Origin of the sequence: Microbispora sp. NPDC046933 (assembly GCF_040644635.1) — a bacterium.
Lineage (GTDB): Bacteria > Actinomycetota > Actinomycetes > Streptosporangiales > Streptosporangiaceae > Microbispora.
Genome location: NZ_JBEYWW010000014.1, coordinates 125,389 through 150,889, shown reverse-complemented (window position 1 = coordinate 150,889; position 25,501 = coordinate 125,389). Strand labels below are relative to the sequence as shown.

The following is a 25,501-nucleotide window of genomic DNA, read 5'->3' as shown; positions in this document are numbered from 1 at the left end:
CCATGATCGGTGAATCCATGTACCAGGAGCTGATCCTGGAGCACTACAAGCACCCCCAGGGGCGGGGCCTGCGCGAGCCGTACGACGCGGAGGTGCACCACGTCAACCCGACCTGCGGCGATGAGGTGACGCTGCGGGTGAAGGTGGCCGACGGCGGCAAGGTGCTCGACGTGTCCTACGACGGTCAGGGCTGTTCCATCAGCCAGGCCGCCGCCTCGGTGCTGCACGAGCTCGCCACCGGCTCCACGGTGGAGGAGTCGCTGTCGGTGGTGGAGGAGTTCACCCGGCTCATGCAGGGCAGGGGCCAGGTGGAGCCCGACGAGGACGTGCTGGGCGACGCGGTGGCGTTCGCCGGTGTGGCGAAGTTCCCCGCCCGCGTCAAGTGCGCGCTGCTGGCCTGGATGGCCTACAAGGACGCGCTGATGAGGAGCCAGGGATGACCGGCGGCCTTCGGCGCGTTGGCAAGGACGGCGCCGCGCCGCGGGCGCCGCGAGGTGAGGAGACGACGTGAGCAAGCCGACCGAGACCCCGACGGGAACCGCGACCGAGGCGGCGACCGGCACCTACGACGGGGAGATTTCCCTCGACGACGTGCTTGATGCGCTGAAGGACGTCGTGGACCCCGAGCTGGGGATCAACGTGGTGGACCTCGGCCTCGTGTACGGCGTCAACCTCGACCCGGCCGCCGAGGGCGAGCGCCCGATCGCCACCATCGACATGACGCTGACCAGCGCCGCCTGCCCGCTGACCGACGTCATCGAGGACCAGGCGAACTCGGCGCTCGCCGACCTGGTCTCCAGCGTGGTCATCAACTGGGTCTGGCTGCCGCCGTGGGGCCCGGACAAGATCACCGACGAGGGTCGCGACCAGCTGCGCATGCTCGGTTTCAACGTCTGACCCGAGGCGGCTTCCCGCCCGGGACACGCCCGCGCCGTCCCGCCGCGTCCGTACGCGGCGGGACGTGTGGCTTTTCCATCGGCTTCCGGTTGCCCGCGGTCTGAGCCGTGCCCATCTCGACGGCGATGCGGAGGCGCGGACGGCCGGCGCGGCGCGGGAATGCCGTACAGTCGTTCTTTGCTGTGACGTGAGTGCAAGGCGTCCGTGGGAGCCGCCGCCCGGCGGTCTCCACTTCTGCGGGACGCATGCTCACGGCATCATGCGGGCGCAGGCCGCTTCATTCTCCGGCCTATGACGCCCGATCGGCACGGCTCGCCTGCCGTGCCTGACCTGGCTCGTCCTTTCGCAGAAGTGACGCGCCCGCGTGTTCCGGCACGTCTTCTTCCGAAAGGCACGACTACGTGACCATCTCTGACCTCGGTGAGGGCACGACCACCCCCACCGAGTTCGCGGTGCTGGGGCTGCCCAGACCGCTCGTGACAGGGCTTGCCCGGCAGGGCATCACCACGCCGTTCCCGATCCAGCGTGCGGCCATCCCCGACATCCTCGCCGGGCTCGACGTCCTCGGCCGCGGCCGGACCGGTTCCGGCAAGACCCTCGCCTTCGGCCTGCCCACGCTGGCCAGGATCGCGGGGGAGAAGGCGGCGCCCCGGCGGCCCCGCGCCCTCATCCTGGTGCCCACCCGCGAGCTCGCGCTGCAGGTCGCCGCCGCCCTCGAGCCGCTCGGCCGGGGGCTGTCGCTGCGCACCAGGACGGTCGTCGGCGGCATGCCGATGGGCCGCCAGATCGAGGACCTGCGCCGGGGGGTGGACGTCGTCGTCGCCACGCCCGGCCGCCTCACCGACCTGATCGAGCAGGGCGCGTGCGCGCTGGACGACGTCCAGATCACCGTCCTCGACGAGGCCGACCACATGTGCGACCTCGGCTTCCTCCCCGTGGTGAGCGCGCTGCTCGCGCGCACGCCCGCCGGCGGTCAGCGCCTGCTGTTCTCGGCGACGCTCGACGGCGACGTGGACACGCTGGTCCAGCGCTTCCTGACCGACCCGGTCGTCCATTCGCTGGACCCGGCCACCTCCCCGGTCGAGACGATGGAGCACCACCTGCTCCAGGTGCACCGCGACGACAAGGTGGACGTGACGGCGGAGATCGCCAACCGGGACGGCCGTACGATCCTGTTCGTGCGCACGCAGCACGGCGTCGACCGGATCGTGAAACAGCTCGCCCGGGCGGGGGTCCGCGCCGGCGGCCTGCACGGCGGCAAGCGGCAGAACCAGCGCACCCGCATCCTCGACGGGTTCCGCCAGGGCAAGATCGGGGTGCTCGTGTGCACGGACGTCGCGGCGCGCGGCATCCACGTCGACGACGTGAGCCTGGTGCTGCACGTGGACCCGCCCGCCGACCACAAGAGCTACCTGCACCGGGGCGGCCGTACGGCCCGGGCGGGCGAGCGTGGCGTGGTGCTGACGCTGGTGCTGCCGAGCGAGCGGCGCTCCGCCGAGTCGATGACTCGCAAGGCCGGGGTCACCGCGTCGCGGCACCGGGTGGCGCCGGGCGACCCGATCCTGGCGGACATCGCCGGGGCCCGGACGCCGAGCGGCGAGGCCGTGCCCGTATGGGAGCCCGACGTGCGCACGCCGCTGCGGCGGGGGTACGACGACAGGCAGCGTGACGACAAGCCGCATGGCCGCCCCCGGCGCTTCGGCGACCGTCCCCGCAGCGGTGACCGCCCGGGCGAGGGTGACGGCCGGCGCAGGGGGCCCGACCAGGGTGAGCGGTCCCGCGGGGCGTGGGCCGGCGACGGCCGGGCCGAGGGCCGCGGCGAGTCCCGCGGCGGGCGGGGTGGCGGTCACCACCGCGGCCGTGCCGGCGGTCAGGCCGGGTACGGCGGTGGCGAAGGCGGTCGCGGCCGCCGGTTCACCGGCCGCTGAGTCCTCCCTGTCACCGGGCCGTCCGTACGGGCGGCCCGGTGGCGTGTGAAGAGGACTCCCATGCCGTCCGGCGCTTCCGCCCGGTCTCGCAAGGCAGGCGACCCGGCGGCGCGTGTGCCGTTCAGCCCTTCAGGCCGCTCAGCACGATCCCGCGGGTGAAGTAGCGCTGGAAGGCGAGGAAGAAGGCGATCGACGGCAGGGAGGCGAGCAGGCCGCCCGCCATGATCGCCCCCTCGTGCTGCGCGCCGGGGAAGTACGAGTTGAGCCGGGCGAGCGCGACCGGGATGTTCGCCATCTCGTCGCTCTGCACGATGATCAGCGGCCAGAGGAAGTTGTTCCACTCCGCGAGCACGACGAAGATCGACATCGCGGCGAGGGCCGGGCGCAGCAGCGGCAGCACGATCCGCCACCAGATGCGCCACTCCCCGGCCCCGTCGACCCGGGCGGCCTGGATCAGCTCGTCCGGGATCGAGTGGAGGAACTGCACCAGGAAGAACAGCACGAACGCCTTGGCCAGCGCCGGGATGATGTAGCCCTGGTAGGTGTCCAGCCAGCCGAGGTTGCGCATGATGACGTAGTTGGGCACCAGGGTGGTCTGCCAGGGCACCATCATCGAGGCGACGATCACCAGGAAGATCAGCCGCCGCCCCGGCACGCGGTGCTTGGTGATCACGTACGCCGCCAGCGAGGCGACCAGCAGCGACCCGACCGTGATCGCGACCGTGATCACCAGGCTGTTGAACATGAACCGGCCGAACCCGAAGTCGACCTGGAACCGCTGGAAGATGCCCTGGAGGTGGCCCGGGTTGACCCGGGCGGGGGAGTAGCCGGGGTCGTAGAAGTTGTTCAGGGTGGGGTGTTCGGGCACGAACGACGGAGGCTGCCTGCCTATCTCCGTCACCGGTTTGAACACCGTGATCAGCATCCAGTAGAACGGCGCGATCATGGTGAGCGACAGCAGGTAGAACGGCAGCCGCAGCAGGTGGCCGCGCCAGGTGGTGCGGGACGCGACGCCGGTCGCCGGCGGCGCCGTCGCGGGACTCACGGCGACCGGCGTGGTCGTGGGGGCGGCGGCCATCACAGCTCCTTCAGGGCGCGGCCGATGCGGAGGTTGACCATGCTGAGCGCGAAGATGATCAGGAAGAGCACCCACGCGACCGCCGAGGCGTAGCCGAGCTTGAAGTGGGTGAAGCCCTGGTCGTACAGGTAGGGCACGATCATCAGGCCCGAGTCGAGCACGCCGCCGACGTTGTTGGTCCCCCGGAACACGATGTAGACGGCTTCAAAGACCTGGAAGGCCCCGATGAGGCCGGTCACGACCACGTATGTGGTGACCGGGCGCAGCAGCGGCAGCGTCACCCGGCGGAACTGCTGCCAGGGGGTGGCGCCGTCGATGCGGGCCGCCTCGTAGTACTCCTGGGGGATCGTGTTGAGCCCGGCGACGTACAGGACCATGCCGTAGCCCATGCCGCCCCAGACCGACATGAGCACGAGGATGGGGATCGTGAGCCCGGGGGTGGCCAGCCACTCGACGGCCCTGCCGCCGAACCAGGAGACGACGGCGTTGGCCAGGCCGAAATCACCCGGATTGAAGATCCACTTCCAGAGCAGTATGAGCGCGATCGACGAGGTCACCGAGGGCAGGAAGAAGATCGTCCGCATGATGCGGTGCGGCCAGCTCGATCCGCTGAAGGCCAGCGCGAGACCGAGCGACAGCAGCGTGCCGATCCCGACCGACGCCACGACGTAGAGGAACGTGTTGCCGAGGGCGTGCCGGAACCGGTCGTCGTCGAACAGCAGGCGCCGGAAGTTCTCCAGGCCGGCGAACTCGGGGGCGTTCACCCCGTCGAACTCGGTGAAGCTGAGGTAGAGCGAGTTGGCCAGCGGCCAGACCAGGAAACCGGCGAACAGGCCGAGGAACGGCAGCAGCATCAGATAGGACGTGCCGTAGCGGCGCCATCGTTGCCGGGGCGCGGCGGCGTGGGTTGCCATGGCGTTCTCCACTCGGGTCGTTCTTCATCAGGAGGGAAACCGTGGGCGGACCCGGGCCGGTGAAGGGTCAGGTGTCACCGGCCGGGTGTGTACCGGAAAACCGTGTGCACGGGAAAACCGTGTGCACGGAAAAGCCGTGTGCGGGAGACGGATGGCCGCGGCCGGTGAGGGGTCAGGCGTCACCGGCGAGCCACGGTCCTGTCCACCGGCTAGCCGGCGTTGCGCTCCATGACCTTGGCGGCCTCGCCCAGGGCCGTCTTCACGTCGGCCTTGCCGAGGATCGCGGACTGGAGCTGCTTGGCCACGTCGGACGCGCTCTCGTCCCAGCCGGGACATCCGGGCGCCGCCGCACCGGTCTTGATGATCTCCGCGAACACCGCCGAGTGCTCCGGCGCGAACGGAGAGCCGGCGACCTTGTCGGGGCGGGGTGGGATGTAGGCGACGTTGCGGGCCTTCGACTCCGCCGACACCGCGTCGACGGCCTCGTCGGTGTAGAGGAACTTGACGAAGTCCGCCGCCTGCTGGATGTGCTTGCTGTAGGACGTGACCCCGACGGCCCGGCCGCCGATGAAGGTCGTGGGGCCCGCCGGGCCGGCCGGCACCGGGGCGACCGCCCACTTGTCCTTCAGCTTCGGCTTGGTGGTGTCGATGGCGAGGGCGTTCCAGTTGCCGCCGTAGACCATCGCGGTGCCCGCGTCCAGCGCGTCCGGTGTCGACACCGTGTCGGTCGGCGCGCCGTGCTCGCGGTGCAGGCCGATCCAGTACGACAGCGCCTGCTCGGCCTGCGGCGTGTTCAGGGAGGGCTTGCAGTCCGGCGTGTAGAAGCTGCCGCCGGCCTGGTAGAGGAAGTTGAAGTAGCCGATCCAGTCGAGATTGCCCCAGTCGATGCTGAACGGCGTCTTGACCCCTGACTTCTTGAGCTTCTCGATGTCGGCGGTCAGCTCGTCCCAGGTCTTGGGCGGCTCCTTGAGCCCGGCCTTCTCGAACAGGTCGGTCCGGTAGTAGAGCGCCTCGGTGGACATGTCGAGGGGGATGCCGTAGACGGTGCCGTCGGGGGAGACGGCCGACTTCCACTGGGCGGGCTGCGCCTGGGCCTGGAGCTGCTCGATGCCGTACTTGCGCAGGTCCACCATGCCGCCACGCAGGCCGAACTGGATGGTCCAGGTCATGCCGCCGGAGATGATGTCGGGCCCGCTGCGACTGGTCGAGGCCGCGAGCAGCTTCGCGTACGCGTCGTCCCAGCTCAGCGTCTGCACCTTGATCGTCACGTTGGGGTGCGTCCTGGTGTACAGGTCGGCGGCCTTCTGGAAGGACGCCGTCTCGTCGTCGCCCCCGGTGGACCACCACGTGATCGTGGCGGGGGCGTTCGCGTCCGCCTGCTTGGTCTCCGACGTGCCGCTGGTCGCGCAGCCCGCGCCGAAAGCGGCGATCAGGGCGGCGCAGGTGGCCGCCGTCGTTCGTCGCATGGACGTCTCCGATCTCTACGGAAAGTGATCGACTGACATGTCGTGCCCCCCGAGAGGCGGCCCGCCGCGAGGCCATGCCGCGCGGCGCACCTCCCACGCTTCGAATTCGTGCAGAGTCCAGCACTAAACCGGATTAGTTTCAAGAGGGTGTTTCATGTCATCAATCCGGACGTCACGTCGTCCGGGGCGCGATTCAGCAGGTCGGTGGCACAGTCGGTGATGAGGCGGACTCCGGCGGATGACCCTTAACCGGGTCAGAAGTCTGAAACAAGGCACTTGTGTAACCTTGCGGCGTACAGGACCCCAGGCCCACCACCCACGGGAGCCCCCCATGTTCGTCGACATGCCCCTCGACCAGTTACGCGCGTACCTGCCCGAGCGCCGGGAGCCGGCGGACTTCGACGCCTTCTGGGACCGCACGCTGGCCGAGGCCCGCGCGCACGACCTGAACCCCGTCTTCGAGCCGTACGAGGCCGACCTCGCACTGGTCGACGTGGCCGACGTGACGTTCGCGGGATTCGGCGGGCATCCGATCAAGGGGTGGTTCATCGCGCCCGCGGGCGCGTCAGGACCGCTACCGTGCGTGGTGGAGTTCATCGGGTACGGCGGCGGCCGCGGCCGGCCGCACGACTGGCTGCTGTGGCCGGCCGCCGGATACGCGACGTTCGTGATGGACACCCGCGGGCAGGGCGGCACCTGGCGCTCCGGCGACACCCCCGACCCCGTGGGCGGCAACGGCGCGCAGATCCCCGGCAAGCTCACCCAGGGCGTGTTCGACCGGGACGACTACTACTACCGGCGGCTCTACACCGACGTCGTGCGCGCGGTCGAGGCGGCCAGGTCGCACCCCCTCGTGGACGCCGGGCGGGTCGTCGTGACCGGCGGCAGCCAGGGCGGCGGCATGGCGCTGGCCGCCGCCGCGCTCGTGCCGGACCTCGCCTACGCGTTCGTCAACGTGCCGTTCATGTGCGACATCCGGCGCGCCGTCGAGATCACCGATGAGGACCCGTACGGCGAGCTGGGCCGCTTCTGCGGGATCCACAGGACCCGGGTCGAGGACGTCTTCGCGACCCTCGACTACTTCGACGGCCTGCACTTCGCGGCTCGGGCCCGCACGCCCGCCCGGTTCTCCGTCGCCCTGCGCGACGGCATCACGCCGCCCTCGACCGTGTTCGGGGCCTACAACCACTACGCCGGCCCCAAGGACATCACGGTCTGGCCGTTCAACGGCCACGAGGGCGGGGAGTCGCAGCAGGCGCTCGAACTGCTCAGGCTGGCCAGGAAGATCCTCGGCTGAGGGGATCTCGCAGGGTGGACGCGGGGCACGGCGGCGCGCCCCCGCGACTACCCTGGGGCCGATACCCTGGACGCAGGCCCACGACCCGAGAGAGACCATGAAGACCTTCGAAGAGCTGTACGCCGAGCTGGCAGAGAAGGCGCGCACCCGGCCCGCGGGGTCCGGCACCGTGGCCGCCCTGGACGCCGGCGTCCATGCCATCGGCAAGAAGGTCGTGGAGGAGGCCGCGGAGAGCTGGATGGCGGCCGAGCACGAGTCGGCGGACCGGGCGGCCGAGGAGATCTCGCAGCTGCTCTACCACGTCCAGGTCCTGATGCTGGCACGCGGAATCGGGCTGGACGAGGTCTACAAGCATCTTTAGCCGCCGCGGCGGCTACAGATCGTCCATCGACCTCGTTCTTGCCCGAAAGGATCTCCCGCTCATGCTGCGCATCGCCGTACCGAACAAGGGCGCGCTCTCCGAGGCCGCCCAGATCATGCTGAAGGAGGCGGGCTACCGCCAGCGCAGGGACAGCAAGGAGCTCGTGGTCGTCGACTCCGAGAACTCCTGCGAGCTGTTCTTCCTCCGCCCGCGCGACATCGCCGTCTACGTCGGCGAGGGCACCCTGGACGCCGGGATCACCGGCCGCGACATGCTGTTCGACTCCGGCGCCCCGGCCGAGGAGGTCATGCCGCTCGGCTTCGGCCGGTCGACGTTCCGCTTCGCCTCCACGCCGGGCGCCTACTCCGGCGTCTCCGGCCTGTCCGGCCTGCGCATCGCCACCTCGTACGCCGGGCTGCTCGGCAAGTACCTCGCCGACCAGGGCGTGGACGCACGCGTGATCAAGCTCGACGGCGCGGTCGAGACGGCGATAAGGCTCGGCGTCGCCGACGCGGTCGCCGACGTGGTGGAGACCGGCACGACGCTGCGCAACGTCGGCCTGGAGGTTTTCGGGGAGCCGATCGCGCACTCCGAGGCCGTCCTGATCAAGCGGGCCGGCGCCCCGGAGGCCAACGGGTTCCAGCAGCTCATCCGCCGCCTGCAGGGCGTGATCGTGGCCCGCGACTTCGTCATGATCGACTACGACATCCGGGCCGAGCGCATCGACGAGGCCATTGCCATCACCCCCGGCATGGAGGGGCCCACCGTCTCCCCGCTCCACCGCGAGGGCTGGGTGGCCGTGCGGGCGATGGTCCCGCGCAAGGGCCACCAGCAGGTGATGGACCAGCTCTGGGAGATCGGCGCCAAGGCGATCCTCGTCACCGCCATCTTCGCCTGCCGCCTCTGACCCGCCGGGCGGCGCCGACGCGCTCACCCGAGGACGGAACGTAGCGCGCCTTGCGGCCGCCACCGGGCAGGCAGGGAGCCCTGGGGGCCGCCGTGGTGCGGCCGGCGGCCGTACGGTTCAGGGATCCGGCGTCGGCAGGCGCTCGATCGCGATCACGACGGTGTCGTCGTCAGGCCGGCCGTCGACGTGGTCGAAAAGGCGCTCGCGGAGCCGCTCGACGAGGGTGCCGATGTCCTCGCCGGCCCGTTCGCCCAGGCGTGCGGGGAGATCGAAGAACGTGCCGGTCTGGTCGCGGGCCTCGATGACGCCGTCGGTGTACAGCAGGAGGACGTCGCCGGGCTGGAAGGGGAATGTCGCCGGCCGAGGTTCGGACGCCGTCAGCTGTTCGAGTCCCAATGGGGGAGCGACCTGGTCCGGCTCCAGGGTCAGCACCCTGTTCCCGCGGAGGAGGAGTGGCGGCGGGTGGCCACAGGCGATCACGTTCACTGCCGGTTCGGCGTCAGGGATCTCGACGACCGCCGCGGTGACGAAGCATTCCTGGGCGTCCGTGTCGGTCTCGGCGTATTCGTTGAGGTTCTGGCAGATGCTGGTCTCCATGCGCCTCATCAGCTCCGAGAGGGTCGCGTGGCCGTGTGACGCCTCACGGAAGGCGCAGAGCGACGCCGCGGCGTCACCGACCGCGGCCAGGCCCTTTCCGCGTACGTCGCCGATCAGCAGACGGGTGGCGTCGTCCGTCCGAGCGGCCGCGTACAGATCACCGCCGATCCTCGCCTCCGCGGCCGCGGCCAGATACATCGAGGCGATGCGCAGGGGGCCGACCTGCCGGGGCAGTGGTCGCAGCAGGACGCGCTGGGTGATCTCGGAGACCGCCCGGACCTGGTGGAGCACGGCCCGGTGCCGCTCGTGGATCGCGCGGAAGACGACCACGACGGCCGATACGGCGAGCAGGGCGAGCATCTCGACCTGGTGTTCGGGGCTTCCCAGGTTGCCCTGTCCCAGGCCGTCCACCACTTCGGCCGCCAACGCCAGCGCTCCGATCACCGCGGTGCACCACGGGCCGGCGAACGACGCGGTGAGCGCGGGAGCGACGACGAGCAGCGGCCCCAGGTGAACGCTCCGCGGAAGCGCGATGTCGACGGCCGTGATGATCACGATGAGCCCGAGCGGGATCACCACCAGGACACGGCTCACGTGGAGAACCTGGCGGATATCTCGTAAGACCGCCATGCGGCGCATTTCTCCTGGTTATCACGCTGTGGGCGCCGTCCGGCAGTCAGGGCCGGACGCTCCCGGGCGGTCTTCTCCGACCGCAGGCAGGCGGAGCGGCCCGCCGCATGACAAATGTCATCGCGAAGGCCGGAGGCAGGGCACTGACGGCATGCGGGTCCCGATTCCTACCGTGAAGCCCATGAACGCCATCGCCTTCACCGACGTCACCAAGAGGTACGGAGATGTGCTCGCGGTCGACGGCCTCGACCTGGAGGTCCCGGCCGGCGCCACGGTCGCCCTGCTCGGGCCGAACGGAGCCGGGAAGTCCACCTCGATCAACATGCTGCTCGGCCTGCTGCGGCCCAGCTCCGGCGAGATCCGGGTCTTCGGCGAGCCGCCGGAGACGGCGGTCGCCAACGGGGAGATCGGCGCGATGCTCCAGGAGGGCGCGCTGATCCCCGAGCTGACCGTGGCCGAGACCGTGGACTTCGTCCGGCGGCTCTACCCGCGTCCGCTGCCGCTGGAGGAGATCCTCCGGCTCGCCGACCTCACGGAGCTCACCCGGCGGCGGGCCGACCGCCTGTCAGGCGGGCAGACGCAGCGGGTCCGGTTCGCGCTGGCCATCGCGGGCGGGCCGAGGCTGCTGCTGCTGGACGAGCCGACCGCGGCCATGGACGTCGAGTCCCGCCGTACGTTCTGGGACAACATGCGGGCGTACGCCGCGCGGGGCCGGACGATCCTGTTCGCCACCCACTACCTGGAGGAGGCCGACGAGAACGCCGACCGGGTCGTCGTGATCGCCCGCGGCCGGGTCGTCGCCGACGGCAGCGCCGCCGCGATCAAGGCCGGGGTCGCCGGTCAGGCGGTGAGCTTCCTGCTGGGCGAGCAGCCGGTCGCCGGGCTCGACGCCCTGCCGGGGACGACCGGCGTGGAACTCCAGGGCGGCCGGGTCACGCTGCGCACGACCGACCTCGACGCCACCGTCGCCGCCTTGTATCGCAAGACCACCCTCGACATCCGCGACCTCCAGCTCCACGGGGCCGACCTGGAGGACGCCTTCCTCGCCCTCACCAAGGAGGCCTGACCATGCGGCACTACATCAAGGTCGAACTGCTGCGGATGCTGCGCAACAAGCGCTACGTCATCTTCGTGGTCGCCTTCCCCGTCGGGTTCTACCTCCTCTACTCCAACCTCTGGGGGTCGGAGTCCGACCAGGCGACCGGGCTGCGGGGCAGCGTCCTGCTGATGGTCTCGATGGCGGCGTACGGCGCGCTGGCCGCCGCCATGATGTCGACGGCCGTGCCCTGGTCGCAGGAGCGGCACAGCGGCTGGCTGCGGCAGCTCCAGATCACCCCGCTGCCGGGCCGGGCGATCATCCTGACGAAGCTGGTCTCCTCGCTCCTGCTGGTCCTGCCGTCGCTGCTGCTGGTCGGCCTGGCCGCGGTGCTGACCCAGGACGTGTCGCTGTCGCCGGCGCGGTGGGTGGAGCTGATCCTGGCGATGTGGGCCGGCACGATCCCCTTCGCGGCGCTGGGCCTGGCGATCGGGTCCCTGCTGCCGCCCGACACCGCGCAGCCCGTCGCGATGATCGGCATGTTCGGCCTGGCCCTGCTCGGCGGGCTCTGGTTCCCCGAGAGCATGATGCCCGCGGCCATGAAGAGCATCGCCCACGTGACGCCGTCGTACGATTACGCGCGCATCGGTTGGCGGATCGCGGCGGGCGAGGCCCCGCACGCGGCCGACGCGGCCGGCATCCTCGCCTGGGGGGTGGCACTGGTGGTGCTGGCCCTCGTCGCCTACCGTCGCGCGACGGTGCGGGCGTGATCGGACGCAGCGCGACGGTCCGCGCCTGAGCCACACGACCTGGAGGACCCCGGGATGAGCCGGCTGGCCAACGTGTTCACCTTCGGCGGGACGGATGACAGCCCCTCCCGCCTGAGGCGCCTGATGGGCATGTCGCTGGGCCTGATCTATCTCTTCTACCCGGTGTCCGAGGTGGTCGACGGCACGGTGACCGGCGCGCGGGCGGTCTGGCGGATGGGCGCGCTCGCGGTCTTCGTGGCCGTTTACCTGACGGTCGTGCTGGGGCCGCGCGCCCTCGACGAGCATCCCCGGTGGACGTTCCCCCTGCTCGGCGTCGCGACGGCGATGGGGGCCGTCTTCCCGCTGCTGTTCCAGAGCCCTTCCTGGCTGACCCTGCCGGTCTACCTGGTGGTCGTCTACGCCATGGGACTGCCGCCCCGCCGCGCCCTGCTGGGTGTCGCGGCCATGGCCGCGCTCGTCGTCGCCGACGGCAAGGTCATAGGCGCCGACGACGGCACGGTGTGGGCGCTCGTGCTGCAGGTCGTCACGCTCGGCGTGCTGTTCATGAGCGTCCGCAACACCCGCGTCCTCGTCGTCCAGCTCAGGCAGGCGCAGAGCGAGGTGGCCAGGCTGGCCGCCACCGAGGAGCGGCTGCGGATCGCCCGCGACCTGCACGACCTGCTGGGGCACAGCCTCTCGCTCATCGTGCTGAAGAGCGAGCTGGCCCGGCGCCTGGGCGAGCAGGGCTCGCCGAAGGCGGCCGGGGAGGTGGCCGACATCGAGTCGGTGGCGCGGCAGGCGCTGGCCCAGGTGCGCGAGGCCGTCAGCGGATACCGCCGGCGCCGCCTGTCGGAGGAGATCGACGGCGCCAGGTCCGCGCTGGCCGCGGCCGACGTCGTCCTCGGCGTGCGCACCCGTGGCACCCCGCTGCCCGAGGACCTCGACGGCCTGTTCGCCTGGGCCGTGCGCGAGGCCACCACCAACGTCGTACGGCACTCGGGGGCCACCCGCTGCGAGATCGACCTGTCGTACGGCGAGGAGGGCGCGGTGCTGGAGATCGCCGACAACGGCGGCGGCGGGGCGTACGCGCCGGGCAACGGCCTCACCGGGCTCGGCGAGCGGGTGCGCGCGGCGGGCGGGGACCTGGAGGTCGGGGCCGATAGGCGCGGGTTCCGGGTGCGGGTCGCGGTTCCGCCGCCCCCGGACCGTACGGCGGAGAAGATCGCGGATAGGTTGAGCGAGTGATCAGGATCGTGCTGGCGGAGGACCAGAGCATGGTGCGGGGAGCACTCGCCTCCCTGCTCGGCCTGGAGCCCGACATCGAGGTGGTCGGAGAGGCGGCGAACGGGGACGAGGCGATCGCCGTCGCCGAGGCGACCCGGCCGGACATCGCGCTGCTCGACATCGAGATGCCCGGCAGGGACGGGATCGCCGCCGCCGAGGAGCTGCGCCGCCGCGTTCCCGGCTGCCGGGTGGTGATCCTCACCACCTTCGGCAGGCCCGGCTACCTGCGCCGCGCGATGGAGGCCGGGGCGGTCGCCTTCCTGGTGAAGGACAGCCCCGCGAGCGAACTGGCCGCCGCGATCAGGCGGGTGCTGCGGGGCGAGCGCGTGATCGATCCCGGGCTGGCCGCCGCCGCGCTCAGCGCCGGGCCGAACCCGCTGTCGCCTCGCGAGCGCGACGTGCTGTCCGCCGCCGCGGACGGCTCGACGATCAACGACATCGCGCTGCGGCTGCACCTGTCGGAGGGCACGGTGCGCAACTATCTGTCGGCGGCCATCCACAAGACCGGGGCGCGCAACCGCATCGAGGCCGTCCAGAAGGCCCAGGCGCAGGGCTGGCTCTGAACCGCGACGCGTCGCAGGTCCGCGACGCGGGCCGGGACCTCGCCGATGTCGGCGTACGACCTCTCACAGGCCTCGACGGACGGCCGCCGCCGCACCGCGGATGAAGAAGGCCGAACGCGCCCTCGGCCGCGAGCGCGCGGTGGTCTCAGCGGGACGGCTGCGACTGGAGGTCGGCGGCGTGCCGCAGCAGGTCGCCGACCCGGACCACGCCCATGCACCTGCCGACCTCGTCGACCACCACGAGGTCGTCGTACACGCGGGCGTTGTCCCGCCCCGCCACCTGCATGGCGGCGATCACCGGAGTCGTCTTCGCCACGATCTTCGCGGGGTCCGCCAGGCGGCCGGCGGCCTTCTTCGCGTGCAGCGCGTGGCCGTACGCCCCGGCCATGAAGAGCAGGAACCGGCTGCGGTCGATGCTGCCCTGCGGCCGCTGATACTCGTCCACAAGGATCACGCTCGTGATCGAGGGCTCGGCGCTCAGCACGGCGACCACCTCCTCGGCCGTCGAGTCGGCCGGCAGCGTCACCGCGGGAAGCAGGAACTCCTGCACCCGAGGGCCCAGCGCGGCGGTGACGGCGGTGGCCTCCGGCACCGGCAGCGGCACGTGGACCCGGTTGTACCCGTGGGAGGGCCGCCAGTCGAACGGCGCGAGCAGCGGCCCCTGCGCGAGCCTGATGCCCCAGCCGCGTACCGCCGCCAGTTGCGTCTCGTCCCGCACGCCCGGGGCGAGCACGTGCGCGCCGACGCCGCGCGCCAGGCGGACCAGCGACTCCGCGAGCGCGCCGCGCCGCGCGTCGCGCGGCGCCCGCGCCACCAGGTCGGCGGACAGCGCGATCATGTACGGCGAGGCGTCGGCGAGCAGGTCGAGCGGCAGCGCGGCGGTGCCGAGCCCGCCGAACGCGATGAGGTAGCCCACCGCGCGCAGGCCGTCGATCCCGGACAGCAGGGCCGTACGCTCCAGAGGCGCAGGATCGCCCTCGATCACGAGGATGACCTCGCGCGGACGCCGGTTGCACATGCGCATCGCCTCGTGCAGCGGCGCGAGGCCGGCCGAACCCCCGGCCACGGCGGCGGCGGAGATCGGCAGGACCAGCGGCAGCAGGGCCTCCTCGCGGGCGGCGGCCAGCACGCCGTTCACCGTGCCCGCCACGCCCGGGTCGCCGGCGGAGGCGCCCTCGGCGATCACCTCGATGGCCACGGCGCCGCCGGTGTCGAGGTCGACCACCGGGAGGAACAGCAGGGCGACCGGGCCGGGGAAGCCGGGCGCGGGGACCGCGGGCGCGTACGCGCGCTGGTCGTACGGCTGGGCGGCGGCCGCAGGGGTGTACCTGCGCACCATGCTGGCAGGGGCGTGTTCCCACACGACGCTTGCCGGGGCGTGTCCCTGCACGACGTTCGCCGGGCCGTGTTCCCGCACGGTGTCCGCCGGGGCGTGTTCCTGCACGTTCTCCGGGGGGAACGGGGTCGCCGGGGCCGGGCCGGGCGCCGGGACACTCTGAGGGGTCGCGGCGAGCGGCGCCGCCGAGGGGGAGGGGAGCGACACGATTGAATTGTGGGACGCTGGGCCCCAGACGTTGACGTCCGCAGGAGGAAATTCACCTATATTTCCCCGTCAGTTGGACGGAATCCGACAGACGGGTGCATGAGTAGGGTGATCAGCCATGACGGCACGGCCCGCCGCGGGAGGCGGCAGGTGGATCTCGGTCGCCCCCGAGCGGCTCGCCGGATGGATCGCGCGCTTCGCCGAGAGGCATGGCGCGATCGAGGCCGTCGTCCTGCCTGACGTGGTCCGTCTCGACGCCGCCGACGGCGCGGTCGCCGAGTGCCACGTGCCGTTCCCGCCGCTGCGCCCCTCCACGGCGCCACCGCCGCCCTCCTCGTCCCCGCCGCCGGAGCCCTCCCGCGGAGCACCGCCGCAGCAGCCGGCGTCGGCCGAGGGCGGGTTCCGCCTTCCTCCGCCCGCGGCGGCGCTGGTGGCCCACGTGTGCCGTGAGCGGACCGTCGGCGTGCTGCTGGCCCGGCTCGGCGGGCACGCGGCCGGTGTCTTCACCGGCGCCCGGCTCGTCACCGGCAAGGTCGGCTCGCGTCAGGTCCACGGGCGCAGCGCGGCGGGCGGGTGGTCGCAGCAGCGCTTCGCCCGGCGCAGGGACAAGCAGTCGGCCGAGGCGCTGCGGGCCGCCGCCGACGTGGCCGTCCGGGTGCTCCTGCCGAGGCTCGCCGACCTGGAGGCGGTCGTGCTCGGTGGCGACCGGCGCTCGATCGACGAGATCAGGCTGGACCGGCGCCTCGCGCCGCTGTTCGCCCTGGAGGCCGGCCCCTTCCTCACCGTCCCCGATCCCCGGCCGGCGGTCCTGGAGGGAACTCCCGAGCTGTTCCGCGCCGTGCGGATCCGCCTGCTCGACCCCTGACCGGCCGTACGGCGGATCGGGGACGCGACCGGGCCAGGGCCGTCGAGGCGGGGCAGGGGCGGGGTTTCGCCGCAGGCGGCGGTGGATGCGGCGGCACTACACTTGAGCCCATGCGCGCTCCCGACTGATCGCTCCCGGTGCCGATCCTGACCCCATCACCTACGGGAGTGTCCCCTTCACCATGATCATCGCTACCGACATCGAACTTCGCGCCGGCTCACGCCTGCTCATCGAGGGTGCCTCGTTCCGGGTGAACCCGGGCGACAAGATCGGCCTCGTCGGCCGCAACGGGGCCGGCAAGACCACCCTCACCAAGGTCCTGGCCGGAGAGGGCCTGCCCGCCGCGGGCACGGTCACGATCTCCGGCAGCGTCGGCTACCTGCCGCAGGACCCCCGCACCGGCGACCTGAGCGTGCTGGCGCGCGACCGCATCCTGTCGGCCCGCGGCCTCGACGCCGTGCTCCGCGAACTGCGCGAGGCCGAGGCCGGGATGGCGGCCGACGACCAGCGCGTACGCGACCGGGCGGTGCGCGCGTACGGCCGCCTGGAGGACCGCCTGCACGTCCTCGGCGGCTACGCGGCGGAGTCGGAGGCGGCCTCGATCGCCTCCAGCCTCGGGCTGCCCGACCGCGTCCTCGGCCAGCCGCTGGAGACCCTGTCCGGCGGCCAGCGACGGCGGGTGGAACTGGCCCGCATCCTGTTCTCCGGAGCGGAGACTCTCCTGCTTGACGAGCCCACAAACCACCTCGATGCGGACTCGATCGGCTGGCTTCGTGATTTTTTGCGCTCGCACCAGGGCGGCTTGGTGATCATCAGCCATGACGTAAACCTTCTTGATGCGACGGTAAACCGGGTGCTCCATCTCGACGCCAACCGCTGCGTGATCGACACCTACAACGTCGGCTGGAAGGCCTACCTCGCCCAGCGGGAGACCGACGAGAAGCGGCGCAAGCGGGAGCGGGCCAACGCCGAGCGGCAGGCGTCCGCCCTGCTGTCCCAGGCCGACCGCATGCGGGCGAAGGCCACCAAGGCCAAGGCGGCGCAGGACATGGAGCGGCGCGCGCGGCGGCTGCTCTCCGGCGTCGAGGGCGAGCGCCGCTCCGACCGCGTGGCCAAGCTGCGCTTCCCCGACCCCGCGCCCTGCGGGAAGACCCCGCTGACGGCCCGCGGCCTGTCCAAGTCGTACGGCTCGCTGGAGGTGTTCACCGACGTCGACGCCGCGGTCGACCGGGGCTCGCGGATCGTCATCCTGGGCCTGAACGGCGCGGGCAAGACCACCCTGCTGCGCCTGTTCGCGGGCATCGAGAAGCCCGACACCGGCGAAGTTCTGCCCGGCCACGGGCTCAAGCTCGGCTACTACGCGCAGGAGCACGAGACGCTCGACCCCGGGCGCACGGTCCTGGAGAACATGCGGTCGGCCGGGCCCGACCTGGCCGACGTCGACCTGCGCAAGGTGCTGGGGTCGTTCCTGTTCACCGGCGACGACGTGGACAAGCCCGCGGGGGTCCTGTCCGGCGGTGAGAAGACCCGTCTCGCCCTCGCGACGCTGGTGCTGTCGAGCGCCAACGTGCTGCTGCTCGACGAGCCCACCAACAACCTCGATCCGGCCTCCCGCGATCAGGTGCTGGCGGCCCTCGGCTCCTACACGGGCGCGATTGTGCTGGTCACGCACGACGAGGGGGCGGTGGAGGCGCTGAAGCCGGATAGGGTGATTCTGTTGCCAGACGGAGTGGAAGACGCATGGAGCGACGAATTTTCCGATCTTGTGGCGCTTGCCTGATCTTAATTTGAGCGGGTAGGGATCTTTTCCCGCGGAGTAGGTAGCCGATCCCGTCGAAATGACTGATCATGGGCTGAAGTAACGCTGCGGAAGTCTGGCACTACAGGAGGTACTCGTGGCCGAGACTCTGAAGAAGGGCACCCGGGTGACCGGGGCCGACCGGGAAAAGCTGGCCGCCGATCTCAAGAAGCGCTATTCCGCGGGTGAGAGCATCCGCGCTCTGGCTGCTTCCACCGGCCGCTCGTACGGGTTCATCCACCGCATCCTGAGCGAGTCCGGGGTGACTCTGCGCGGGCGCGGCGGCGCGACCCGGGGCAAGTCCAAGCGCTAGAGATCCACCTCAAGACGCGCGACCGCAGCCGCTCGTTCCTGCAGGAGGAGCGGTCGCGTCCGACTCGCCAGAACGATATTCGGTAAGCTCGGGCGCGACCGCGGGATGAACAGGAGGGCGGACGCCCGGCACGGACGGTGCGCCGCACCGGACCGGCCGTGCGAGGCGACGTCGCTCCGCACCGGACGCAGGAGCAGGCATGGCGGAAGCGGCAATGGGGGGGAATCTGGAGCACGCCCGTGAGACGGGCGAAGGCTCCGATGTGTCGACGATCTCGGCGGCCGCGCCGGCCGAGGTCGGACTGCGCTTCGAGGTGGACGGCGAGATCGCGACCGTCACTTTGGACCGGCCGGACAAGCGGAACGCGCAGACGTTCGCGACATGGTCGGCCCTGGCCCGGATCGGGGAGACCCTTCCGGAGCAGGTGAGAGTGGTCGTGGTCAGAGGCGAGGGGCCGTCCTTCTCAGCCGGGATCGACCTGCGTATGTTCACGCCCGAGGGAGTGCCCGGGCAGGGATCGTTCGCGAGCGCCGCCGCGCTCGGCGACACCGAGTTCGAGCAGCGGATCGCGGAGGCCCAGAAGGGCTTCCTGTGGCTGCGCAGGCCGGAGATCGTGTCGATCGCGGCCGTGCAGGGCCACGCGATCGGGGCGGGCTTCCAGCTCGCCCTCGCGTGTGACCTGCGTGTCGTCGCCGACGACGTGAAGTTCTGCATGAAGGAGCCCGCGCTGGGGCTGGTTCCCGACCTGACCGGGACCAAGCCCCTGGCCGACATCGTGGGGGTTCCCCGGGCCATCGAGATGTGCCTGACCGCCCGCACCGTGGGGGCCGCCGAGGCCGTACGGCTCGGCCTGGCCGAGATCGCGGTGCCCGCGTCCGAGCTGGCCCAGGCCGTACAGGACCTGGCCGCCGCGCTGCTGGCGACCGACCGCGCCGCTGCGGCCGCGACGAAGAGGCTGCTGCGGGCCGCGCCGGGACGCACCCTGGAGGAGCAGGCCGCCGCCGAGCGGGCCGAGCAGGTGGCGCGCATCCGGGCACTGTTCGGGTCGAACTGAAGCACACTGTCCGGGTCGGACTGAAGCACACTGTCCGGGTCGGACTGACCTTGAAGCGGACAGACGCTGTTCGCTTCGAGCTGATGGGGGAATCGGGGGAGTCCTCCCACCGCTGCACGGCTGGGAGGATGTACGGCATATGTCGATGATGAACGGGGGCTACGGCCTCCAGGTGATGCGGTCCTTACGGCGTGACAGCTCCGTGACGAAAGAGCGGCTCGCGCCGGGGACCGTCCGGCGCATCGCCGGCTACGCCCGGCCGTTCCGCGCCCAGATCGCCGGTTTCCTCGCGCTTGTCGTGGTCGACGCGGTCATCGTGGTCGCCAACCCGCTGCTGATGAAGGCGATCATCGACTACGGCATCACCCCCGGGCGGGTCGACGTGGTGGTGTGGCTCGCGGTGGCGATCGGGGCGCTGGCGGTGCTCGACGCCGGGCTCGGCCTGCTGCAGCGGTGGTACTCCGCGCGCATCGGCGAGGGACTGATCTACAACCTGCGCACCGAGGTCTTCGACCACGTGCAGCGCATGCCGGTCGCGTTCTTCATGCGCGCCCAGACCGGCGCGCTGGTCTCCCGGCTGAACACCGACGTCATCGGGGCGCAGCGGGCCCTCACCAGCACGCTGTCGTCGGTGGTGTCCAACGTCATCAGCCTGGTCATGGTGCTCGGCACCATGCTCGTGCTGTCATGGCAGGTCACGCTGGTCGCGCTGGTCCTGTTGCCGATCTTCATCTTCCCGGCCAAGTGGGTCGGCCGCCGGATGTCCGCGCTGACCCGCGAGCAGATGCAGCTGGACGCCGAGATGAGCTCGGTGATGACCGAGCGGTTCAACGTGGCCGGGGCCATGGTCGCCAAGCTGTACGGCAGGCCGGACGACGAGGCGGCGCACTTCGCTCAGCGCGCGGGCCGGGTCCGCGACGTGGGCGTGATCGTCGCCATGTACGGCACGGTGTTCCGCATCGCGCTGGGCCTGGTCGCCGCGCTGGCGACCGCGCTGGTCTACGGCCTCGGCGGCGTGCTCGCGATCTCCGGGGCCTTCGCGCTCGGCACCCTGGTCGCCCAGTCGTCCCTGCTCATGCGCCTGTACGGCCCGCTGACCAGCCTGTCGAACGTCCACGTGGACGTGATGACCGCGCTGGTGAGCTTCGACCGGGTCTTCGAGGTGCTCGACCTCAAGCCGATGGTCGCGCAGAAGCCGGACGCGCGGCCGATCCCCGAGGGGCCGGTCACGATCGAGTTCGACGACGTCCGCTTCCGCTACCCGGCCGCCTCCGAGGTGTCGCTGGCGTCGCTGGAGTCGGTGGCCCGCCCGGACACCGGGCCCTCCCAGGAGGTGCTCAAGGGCGTGTCGTTCACCGCGCACCCGGGCGAGCTGGTGGCGCTCGTCGGCCACTCGGGCGCGGGCAAGACGACCATCACCCAGCTGGTGTCGCGGCTGTACGACGTGGACGAGGGAGCCGTCCGGATCAACGGTCTGGACGTCCGCGACGCCACCCTCGACGGCATCAGGGACACGGTGGGAGTGGTCATGCAGGACGCCCACCTGTTCCATGACACGATCGGCAACAACCTCCGCTACGCCCGTCCCGAGGCGACCGACGAGGAGGTCTGGGAGGCGCTGCGCGCGGCCCAGATCGCCGACCTCGTCAAGAACCTGCCCGAGGAGCTGGAGACGGTCGTCGGCGACCGCGGCTACCGGCTGTCGGGAGGGGAGAAGCAGCGCATCGCCCTGGCCCGCCTCCTGCTGAAGGCGCCGCGGGTGGTGGTGCTCGACGAGGCCACCGCCCACCTGGACTCGGAGTCCGAGGCCGCGGTGCAGCAGGCGCTGAAGACCGCGCTGCGGGGGAGGACGTCGCTGGTGATCGCCCACCGGCTGTCGACCATCCGCGAGGCCGACACGATCCTGGTGGTCGAGGACGGCAGGGTCGCCGAGCGTGGCCGGCACGAGGAGCTGCTGGAGCGGGGCGGCGCGTACGCCGAGCTGTACCGCACCCAGTTCACCGGCTCGGGCCAGGGCGGCTCCTGAGACGGCTCGCGACGCCCGCGACACCTGAGACGCGGTTTCAGCGGTAGCCGAGGCGGGTGAGCTCCTCCCTGGCCACCTTCTCCACCAGCTCGGCGTCCTCGGCCGACAGCCGCCTGCGCCAGCTTCCCGGCCGGGGGATCGTCGCGCCGTACAGCGCGATCGTGGAGACCTTGGCCTCCAGGAAGGACGAGACGGCGTCGATCGCCTCTCCCGGCGAGGCGACCATGTCCTCGTACCGCAGGGTGAGCAGGTGCTCGGCGGGCAGTTCGCGGCGCAGGGTCGCGCTCAGCCGTACGGCCCCGCGCCAGCGCAGGGCGCACTTGCCCGCGGGCGGCATCCCGGCCCAGCGCTCGCGGTGCTCCGCCGAGCGCACGCCGAGGAACGGGTTGGGAAACTCGGCGTCCTCGCTCAGCATGTGGGGCTTGACCCAGGTCATGCAGGCGGGGTCGGCCAGCATGTCGGCGACCACGTCACGGCCGTCGCGGATGATCTGGATGAACCGGGCGTCGGGGAACGCCCGCAGCAGCACCGGGGTGCTGTAGAGCAGGTCGGGGCTGGCGTCGCCGAACCGGGACAGCGTGCCCGGCCCGACGCAGGGCCCCGCGCCGACGATGCCGCCCGCCTCCCGGCAGGTGGCCGTGCACTCCGCGCACGCCGCGGGGACCACCCGCCACGCCTCCGCCAGCACGTCGCGCAGCACCTGCGGAGCACCGCCGCTGCGGGCGATCGACGGCCTCCTGGCGAAGGCGTAGACGACCCGGGTCACCGGAGCCCTGCCCATGGTCACGTGGAAGCCGGGGGAGCGCTTGAGGGCACGGCCCAGCAGGTCCGCGCCGGAGTGCGGCGCCGCGACAACGAACACCGGACGGCGGACCTTGACACCGTTGACCACGAGGATGTGCGTCGGAGGTCGCATAGATACCGCTAAGTCTGACACCCTTTGAAGGGTGAGCGAGCGCTTCCCCGGCGGGGCGGGCGGTGACGCCTCGGTAACGGTCCCGAGCCTGCCCCGGCGGCTGCGGCCCGGCGACACCGTCGCGCTGGTCGCGCCGGCCGGCCCCGTCGATCCCGTACGGCTCGAACGCGGCACCGAGGTCCTGACCGGGCTCGGGCTGCGGGTCGTGCACGGGGCGTCGATCCTCGCGCGGGAGGGCTACCTGGCCGGGCCGGACGCCGCACGGGCGGCCGACCTCCAGGACGCGTGGTGCGATCCCGGGGTGGCGGCGGTCATCTGCGCCAGGGGCGGCTACGGCACCACCAGGCTGCTCGGGCTGCTTGACTGGGACGCCATGGCGGCGGCCGGTCCGAAGATCCTGCTCGGGTCGAGCGACATCACCGCGCTGCACCGGGCCTTCGCGGACAGGCTCGGACTGGCGACGCTGTTCGGGCCGATGCCGGCCTGCGCGACGATCAGCGACCCGGAGGGGCCCGAGCCGGTCACCTTCGCCCGCCTGCGGGAGGCCCTGTTCGAGGGCGGCACGCCCGCGCCGGTCACGGGCGACCGGGTGATCGTGCCGGGCCGGGCCGAGGGCCGGCTCACCGGGGGCAACCTCGCCCTGCTCGCCGCCCTGTGCGGCACGCCGTACGCGCTGCGCGCGCGGGGCCGTATCGTGCTGCTGGAGGACGTGACCGAGGAGCCGTACCGGATCGACCGCATGGTGACGCAACTGCTGCAGGCCGGGTGTCTCGACGGCGCGGCGGGCATCGTGCTGGGATCGTGGGTGGACTGCGGCGACCCGCTGCCCGTGCTGGCCGAACTCCTGGCACCGCTGGGTGTGCCGACCGTCGCGGGCCTGCCCGTCGGCCACGGCGCACCACAGATGTCGATGTGGTTGGAGACGAATGTGACTATTGTGACCGAATCGTGCTCTGTCGCGGGCACCTTCCGCGACTCTGACGCGGCAACCTGAGACGCGCCCGGATGTGCCCGGGCCGTGGCGAAGGGATGGTGCGTTGGGACTCTTGCGGCGACTGCTCAGCCGGACGCGGCCGGACCATCCCGCCCCGAGAGCCGTCGAGGACGTCGATCTCGACTCCCTGCTGGCCCTGGTCGCCGAGACCATGGGCTACACCTGCGCGTTCGCGGCCGACGGCACGTCGCTGACGCTGACCTCGCCCGAGCGCGAGCGGGTGGTGAACCTCGTCGGCCTGCGCCGGGAGGCCGCCCGGCGCACCCGCGAGGACTGGCCGATGCTGGTCTCCGAGCACCTGGCCCACGCCGTGTCCGGCGAGCCGTTCGACGCCTGCAACCTCACGCCGATCAAGCCGCTGCTGCGCACGCGGGTCCACGCCGCCGACGACCCGGCCTTCCCGGACCCCTCCCGGATCATCGGCCGCCACCTCAGCGCCGACCTGATCGAGGTGCTGACCATCGGCGCCCGCCCGGTGCGGCCGGAGGAGGCGTTCTGCTGGCCCATCCCGCCGGCCGAGGCGCTCGACGTGGCCATCGGCAACGCCCTGACCGACGAGCGGCCCACCGTCTCGCGGCTCGACCTCGGCGGGACGGAGGTGTCGCTGCTGACCGCGCCCAGCGCGGCGGCCCACCTGCGCCGCCTGACGGCGTACATGGACGTGCCCGAGGACGGCATGCTCGCCGCGCTGCCGCACCGGGGCATGGTGGCGGTGCATCCGGTGGCCGGCATCGGCGTGGTCCGCGCCATCGAGCGCCTGCGCATCTTCGCCCACCGCGAGCACGCCGGCCGGGCCGACGGGCTCAGCCCGCACGTGTACTGGTGGCGCCGGGGCAAGCTGACCCGCATCCAGGCCGACCTCATCAGCCACGACGGGCAGACCCGGCTGGTCGTCGCGCCGCCGCCGGAGTTCGCCCGGCTCCTCGCCCGCATCGCCGGGCAGTCGTAGCCCACGCCGTGCTGTAAATGGCCCCGACGCCAGGGCGGCCGCACTGCGCCTGGCCGCCTGAGCGCTGGGGTGGGGCGACGAGGCCGTCGCGCGGGAAATCGCGTGCGGGGGGACGACGGCCGGGGTGAGACTGGCCGGCATGACGACCGTGCGCTTCGACCACAGACCGTACGCCGGGGCGGATGACCTGCGGGCGATGCAGGATCTCGCCGCCCGGTTGTGGTCGCCCGGGGCGACCTGGCACGTCGGCGACCTGGCGTGGGAACGCTTCCAGCACACGGGCAGGGAGCACGAGTGGCCGACCATGCTCTGGGACGCCGGTGGTGAGACCGCCGCCTGGGGATGGGCCGACTCCGGCCACCTCGGCCTGGCGGCCGATCCGGGGCACCCCTCACTGGCCGGCGAGGTCCTGGACTGGTTCGCCGCGACGGCAACCGGGCCCGCCCGGACGGTCACGGTCTCCAGCACCGAGACGCACCTGTTCCCGGCGCTCGACCGGCACGGCTACCGCCGTACGGACGAGGGGCCCTTCTTCCTGCACATGGTCATGGACCTGGACGACGGCCTGCCCGTCCCGAGCCCGCCCGCCGGATACCGCCTGCGCGCGGTGGGCGACGCCGACGTCCCCCAACGCGTCGCCGCGCACCGGGCGGCGTTCCATCCGTCCAGGGTGACCGAGGAGAGCTACCACGCGGTCCGGCGGGCCTGGCCGTACCGGCCGGATCTGGACTGGATCGCCGAGGCGCCGGACGGAAGCGCCGCGGCGTTCTGCCTGGTCTGGCTGGACGAGGTCAACAGGGCCGCCCGCATCGAACCGGCGGGCACCGCGCCGGGCCACCGCCAGCGCGGCCTCGCGTGGGCCGTCTGCCTGGCCGCGCTGCACGCGGCGCGGCGGGCGGGCGCGCGGCGGGCGGTGGTGAGTCCGCGCGGTGACGACGCCTATCCGGTGCCCGCCCGGCTGTACCGGTCGCTCGGGTTCCGCGAGTGCGCCAGGAGTCTCGGCTACCGCCGCTCGGCGTAGCGGGCCAGCGCCTGGGCGGTGCGGATCAGGTGGATGTGGGTGGTTGTCTTCCGCCACCGGGTAGCGCAGGACGAAGCCGTCGGTCGTGAGTTCGCGTTCGACGGCCTCGATGGTGCCGGTGACGCGGGGGTCGTCGGGAGGGAGGAAGCCGACGATGGGGATCTGCAGGAGAGCGGCGTCCAGCTGAACTCCATGACCTTCGTGAGCCCAGGCGTGCCTGTCCGGCGCCATGCCCTGCTTGCGCGCCTGGTAGAGGGCGTCGACGGGACACACAGGACGAAAGCTCCCGAGCCGCTGCTAAGGTAAACGAATATG

General features: G+C 71.9%; 24 protein-coding genes and 1 pseudogene. 18 read left to right on the top strand and 7 right to left on the bottom strand.

The features are described 5' to 3' along the window. Positions 1-2 precede the first annotated feature (2 nt). From sufU to ABZ857_RS20605, 3 genes are all read left to right on the top strand, one after another. Positions 3-440 carry a Fe-S cluster assembly sulfur transfer protein SufU gene (gene sufU / locus ABZ857_RS20615; protein WP_357045134.1) on the top strand — a complete coding sequence of 146 codons (438 nt, stop codon included), beginning with the start codon at positions 3-5 and terminating at the stop codon, positions 438-440. Positions 441-576: 136 nt separating this feature from the next. Continuing rightward, positions 577-897: a metal-sulfur cluster assembly factor gene (locus ABZ857_RS20610; RefSeq protein WP_357045239.1), complete on the top strand. Its 321-nt coding sequence runs from the start codon at positions 577-579 to the stop codon at positions 895-897. A 401-nt stretch (positions 898-1,298) separates the two neighbouring features. Beyond that, a complete protein-coding gene (locus ABZ857_RS20605) occupies positions 1,299-2,825 on the top strand; it encodes a DEAD/DEAH box helicase (protein WP_357045132.1) in 1,527 nt (508 codons plus the stop codon). 121 nt (positions 2,826-2,946) lie between these two features. Here the strand turns inward: ABZ857_RS20605 and ABZ857_RS20600 are convergent, their stop codons facing one another. From ABZ857_RS20600 to ABZ857_RS20590, 3 genes are all read right to left on the bottom strand, one after another. Further along, entirely contained in the window at positions 2,947-3,903 is a 957-nt protein-coding gene (locus ABZ857_RS20600) for a carbohydrate ABC transporter permease (protein WP_357045130.1), read from the bottom strand. Further along, entirely contained in the window at positions 3,903-4,817 is a 915-nt protein-coding gene (locus ABZ857_RS20595) for a sugar ABC transporter permease (protein WP_357045128.1), read from the bottom strand. Before ABZ857_RS20595 ends, ABZ857_RS20600 begins: the two co-directional genes overlap by 1 nt. Positions 4,818-5,026: 209 nt before the next feature. After that, positions 5,027-6,283 carry an extracellular solute-binding protein gene (locus ABZ857_RS20590; protein ID WP_357045126.1) on the bottom strand — a complete coding sequence of 419 codons (1,257 nt, stop codon included), beginning with the start codon at positions 6,281-6,283 and terminating at the stop codon, positions 5,027-5,029. A gap of 331 nt (positions 6,284-6,614) precedes the next feature. Here ABZ857_RS20590 and ABZ857_RS20585 point away from each other — a divergent pair, with 331 nt between their 5' ends. From ABZ857_RS20585 to hisG, 3 genes are all read left to right on the top strand, one after another. After that, positions 6,615-7,580: an acetylxylan esterase gene (locus ABZ857_RS20585; protein WP_357045125.1), complete on the top strand. Its 966-nt coding sequence runs from the start codon at positions 6,615-6,617 to the stop codon at positions 7,578-7,580. 97 nt (positions 7,581-7,677) lie between these two features. After that, positions 7,678-7,941, top strand: coding sequence for a phosphoribosyl-ATP diphosphatase (locus ABZ857_RS20580; RefSeq protein ID WP_030507281.1), 264 nt, complete (start codon positions 7,678-7,680; stop codon positions 7,939-7,941). 61 nt (positions 7,942-8,002) lie between these two features. Further along, positions 8,003-8,848: an ATP phosphoribosyltransferase gene (gene hisG, locus ABZ857_RS20575; RefSeq protein WP_357045123.1), complete on the top strand. Its 846-nt coding sequence runs from the start codon at positions 8,003-8,005 to the stop codon at positions 8,846-8,848. Between the two features lie 117 nt (positions 8,849-8,965). Here hisG and ABZ857_RS20570 read toward each other — a convergent pair whose 3' ends face one another. Then, the gene (locus ABZ857_RS20570; protein ID WP_357045120.1) at positions 8,966-10,039 is read right to left on the bottom strand and encodes a PP2C family protein-serine/threonine phosphatase; all 1,074 of its coding nucleotides are present in this window, start codon (positions 10,037-10,039) and stop codon (positions 8,966-8,968) included. Between the two features lie 217 nt (positions 10,040-10,256). Between ABZ857_RS20570 and ABZ857_RS20565 the strand changes: the two genes are divergently transcribed. Genes ABZ857_RS20565 through ABZ857_RS20550 form a run of 4 tightly spaced genes read left to right on the top strand, consistent with a single transcriptional unit; the run spans position 10,257 to position 13,707 of the window. Further along, positions 10,257-11,141, top strand: a complete 885-nt coding sequence (locus ABZ857_RS20565) for an ABC transporter ATP-binding protein (protein ID WP_357045118.1) — start codon at positions 10,257-10,259, stop codon at positions 11,139-11,141. A 2-nt stretch (positions 11,142-11,143) separates the two neighbouring features. Further along, a complete protein-coding gene (locus tag ABZ857_RS20560) occupies positions 11,144-11,881 on the top strand; it encodes an ABC transporter permease (protein ID WP_357045116.1) in 738 nt (245 codons plus the stop codon). Positions 11,882-11,935: 54 nt separating this feature from the next. Beyond that, positions 11,936-13,105 (top strand): sensor histidine kinase, encoded by a 1,170-nt coding sequence (locus ABZ857_RS20555; RefSeq protein WP_357045114.1) that lies wholly within the window; start codon positions 11,936-11,938, stop codon positions 13,103-13,105. Continuing rightward, entirely contained in the window at positions 13,102-13,707 is a 606-nt protein-coding gene (locus tag ABZ857_RS20550) for a response regulator transcription factor (protein WP_357045113.1), read from the top strand. The genes ABZ857_RS20555 and ABZ857_RS20550 overlap by 4 nt, the downstream gene beginning before the upstream one ends. A 145-nt stretch (positions 13,708-13,852) precedes the next feature. Here the strand turns inward: ABZ857_RS20550 and ABZ857_RS20545 are convergent, their stop codons facing one another. Beyond that, complete coding sequence (locus tag ABZ857_RS20545) at positions 13,853-15,250, bottom strand: EAL domain-containing protein (RefSeq protein ID WP_357045111.1); 1,398 nt, start codon at positions 15,248-15,250, stop codon at positions 13,853-13,855. 118 nt (positions 15,251-15,368) lie between these two features. Here ABZ857_RS20545 and ABZ857_RS20540 point away from each other — a divergent pair, with 118 nt between their 5' ends. The 5 genes from ABZ857_RS20540 to ABZ857_RS20520 all read left to right on the top strand — a co-directional run bounded on the left by ABZ857_RS20540 (position 15,369) and on the right by ABZ857_RS20520 (position 21,306). After that, the gene (locus ABZ857_RS20540; protein ID WP_357045109.1) at positions 15,369-16,115 is read left to right on the top strand and encodes an acVLRF1 family peptidyl-tRNA hydrolase; all 747 of its coding nucleotides are present in this window, start codon (positions 15,369-15,371) and stop codon (positions 16,113-16,115) included. A gap of 181 nt (positions 16,116-16,296) precedes the next feature. Further along, on the top strand, positions 16,297-17,895 hold the full coding sequence (locus tag ABZ857_RS20535) for an ABC-F family ATP-binding cassette domain-containing protein (RefSeq protein WP_357045107.1): 1,599 nt from the start codon (positions 16,297-16,299) through the stop codon (positions 17,893-17,895). 115 nt (positions 17,896-18,010) lie between these two features. After that, positions 18,011-18,226 carry a helix-turn-helix domain-containing protein gene (locus ABZ857_RS20530; RefSeq protein WP_030507271.1) on the top strand — a complete coding sequence of 72 codons (216 nt, stop codon included), beginning with the start codon at positions 18,011-18,013 and terminating at the stop codon, positions 18,224-18,226. A gap of 199 nt (positions 18,227-18,425) precedes the next feature. Next, a complete protein-coding gene (locus ABZ857_RS20525) occupies positions 18,426-19,280 on the top strand; it encodes an enoyl-CoA hydratase/isomerase family protein (RefSeq protein ID WP_357045105.1) in 855 nt (284 codons plus the stop codon). A 139-nt stretch (positions 19,281-19,419) separates the two neighbouring features. Further along, positions 19,420-21,306 (top strand): ABC transporter ATP-binding protein, encoded by a 1,887-nt coding sequence (locus ABZ857_RS20520; RefSeq protein WP_357045103.1) that lies wholly within the window; start codon positions 19,420-19,422, stop codon positions 21,304-21,306. Positions 21,307-21,343: 37 nt separating this feature from the next. Here ABZ857_RS20520 and ABZ857_RS20515 read toward each other — a convergent pair whose 3' ends face one another. Next, positions 21,344-22,222: a sulfotransferase gene (locus ABZ857_RS20515; RefSeq protein ID WP_357045101.1), complete on the bottom strand. Its 879-nt coding sequence runs from the start codon at positions 22,220-22,222 to the stop codon at positions 21,344-21,346. Positions 22,223-22,253: 31 nt separating this feature from the next. On the opposite strand from ABZ857_RS20515, the gene ABZ857_RS20510 reads away from it, so the two are divergent. From ABZ857_RS20510 to ABZ857_RS20500, 3 genes are all read left to right on the top strand, one after another. Further along, complete coding sequence (locus tag ABZ857_RS20510) at positions 22,254-23,216, top strand: LD-carboxypeptidase (protein WP_357045099.1); 963 nt, start codon at positions 22,254-22,256, stop codon at positions 23,214-23,216. A gap of 43 nt (positions 23,217-23,259) precedes the next feature. Further along, positions 23,260-24,165 carry a hypothetical protein gene (locus tag ABZ857_RS20505; RefSeq protein WP_357045096.1) on the top strand — a complete coding sequence of 302 codons (906 nt, stop codon included), beginning with the start codon at positions 23,260-23,262 and terminating at the stop codon, positions 24,163-24,165. Positions 24,166-24,304: 139 nt separating this feature from the next. Next, complete coding sequence (locus ABZ857_RS20500) at positions 24,305-25,186, top strand: GNAT family N-acetyltransferase (RefSeq protein WP_357045094.1); 882 nt, start codon at positions 24,305-24,307, stop codon at positions 25,184-25,186. A 105-nt stretch (positions 25,187-25,291) separates the two neighbouring features. On the opposite strand, the pseudogene ABZ857_RS20495 reads toward ABZ857_RS20500, so the two are convergent. Then, positions 25,292-25,417: pseudogene (locus ABZ857_RS20495) on the bottom strand (hypothetical protein); the annotation flags it as partial. Between the last annotated feature and the right edge of the window lie 84 nt (positions 25,418-25,501).

Excerpts from the sequence above, each read along its gene's own strand:
- ABZ857_RS20520 (WP_357045103.1), top strand. The coding sequence starts at position 19,420 with ATGTCGATGATGAACGGGGGCTACGGCCTCCAGGTGATGCGGTCCTTA.
- ABZ857_RS20600 (WP_357045130.1), bottom strand. The coding sequence starts at position 3,903 with ATGGCCGCCGCCCCCACGACCACGCCGGTCGCCGTGAGTCCCGCGACG.
- sufU (WP_357045134.1), top strand. The coding sequence starts at position 3 with ATGATCGGTGAATCCATGTACCAGGAGCTGATCCTGGAGCACTACAAG.
- ABZ857_RS20540 (WP_357045109.1), top strand. The coding sequence starts at position 15,369 with ATGACGGCACGGCCCGCCGCGGGAGGCGGCAGGTGGATCTCGGTCGCC.
- hisG (WP_357045123.1), top strand. The coding sequence starts at position 8,003 with ATGCTGCGCATCGCCGTACCGAACAAGGGCGCGCTCTCCGAGGCCGCC.
- ABZ857_RS20525 (WP_357045105.1), top strand. The coding sequence starts at position 18,426 with ATGGCGGAAGCGGCAATGGGGGGGAATCTGGAGCACGCCCGTGAGACG.
- ABZ857_RS20580 (WP_030507281.1), top strand. The coding sequence starts at position 7,678 with ATGAAGACCTTCGAAGAGCTGTACGCCGAGCTGGCAGAGAAGGCGCGC.
- ABZ857_RS20555 (WP_357045114.1), top strand. The coding sequence starts at position 11,936 with ATGAGCCGGCTGGCCAACGTGTTCACCTTCGGCGGGACGGATGACAGC.
- ABZ857_RS20565 (WP_357045118.1), top strand. The coding sequence starts at position 10,257 with ATGAACGCCATCGCCTTCACCGACGTCACCAAGAGGTACGGAGATGTG.
- ABZ857_RS20500 (WP_357045094.1), top strand. The coding sequence starts at position 24,305 with ATGACGACCGTGCGCTTCGACCACAGACCGTACGCCGGGGCGGATGAC.
- ABZ857_RS20595 (WP_357045128.1), bottom strand. The coding sequence starts at position 4,817 with ATGGCAACCCACGCCGCCGCGCCCCGGCAACGATGGCGCCGCTACGGC.
- ABZ857_RS20585 (WP_357045125.1), top strand. The coding sequence starts at position 6,615 with ATGTTCGTCGACATGCCCCTCGACCAGTTACGCGCGTACCTGCCCGAG.
- ABZ857_RS20515 (WP_357045101.1), bottom strand. The coding sequence starts at position 22,222 with ATGCGACCTCCGACGCACATCCTCGTGGTCAACGGTGTCAAGGTCCGC.
- ABZ857_RS20535 (WP_357045107.1), top strand. The coding sequence starts at position 16,297 with ATGATCATCGCTACCGACATCGAACTTCGCGCCGGCTCACGCCTGCTC.
- ABZ857_RS20590 (WP_357045126.1), bottom strand. The coding sequence starts at position 6,283 with ATGCGACGAACGACGGCGGCCACCTGCGCCGCCCTGATCGCCGCTTTC.
- ABZ857_RS20560 (WP_357045116.1), top strand. The coding sequence starts at position 11,144 with ATGCGGCACTACATCAAGGTCGAACTGCTGCGGATGCTGCGCAACAAG.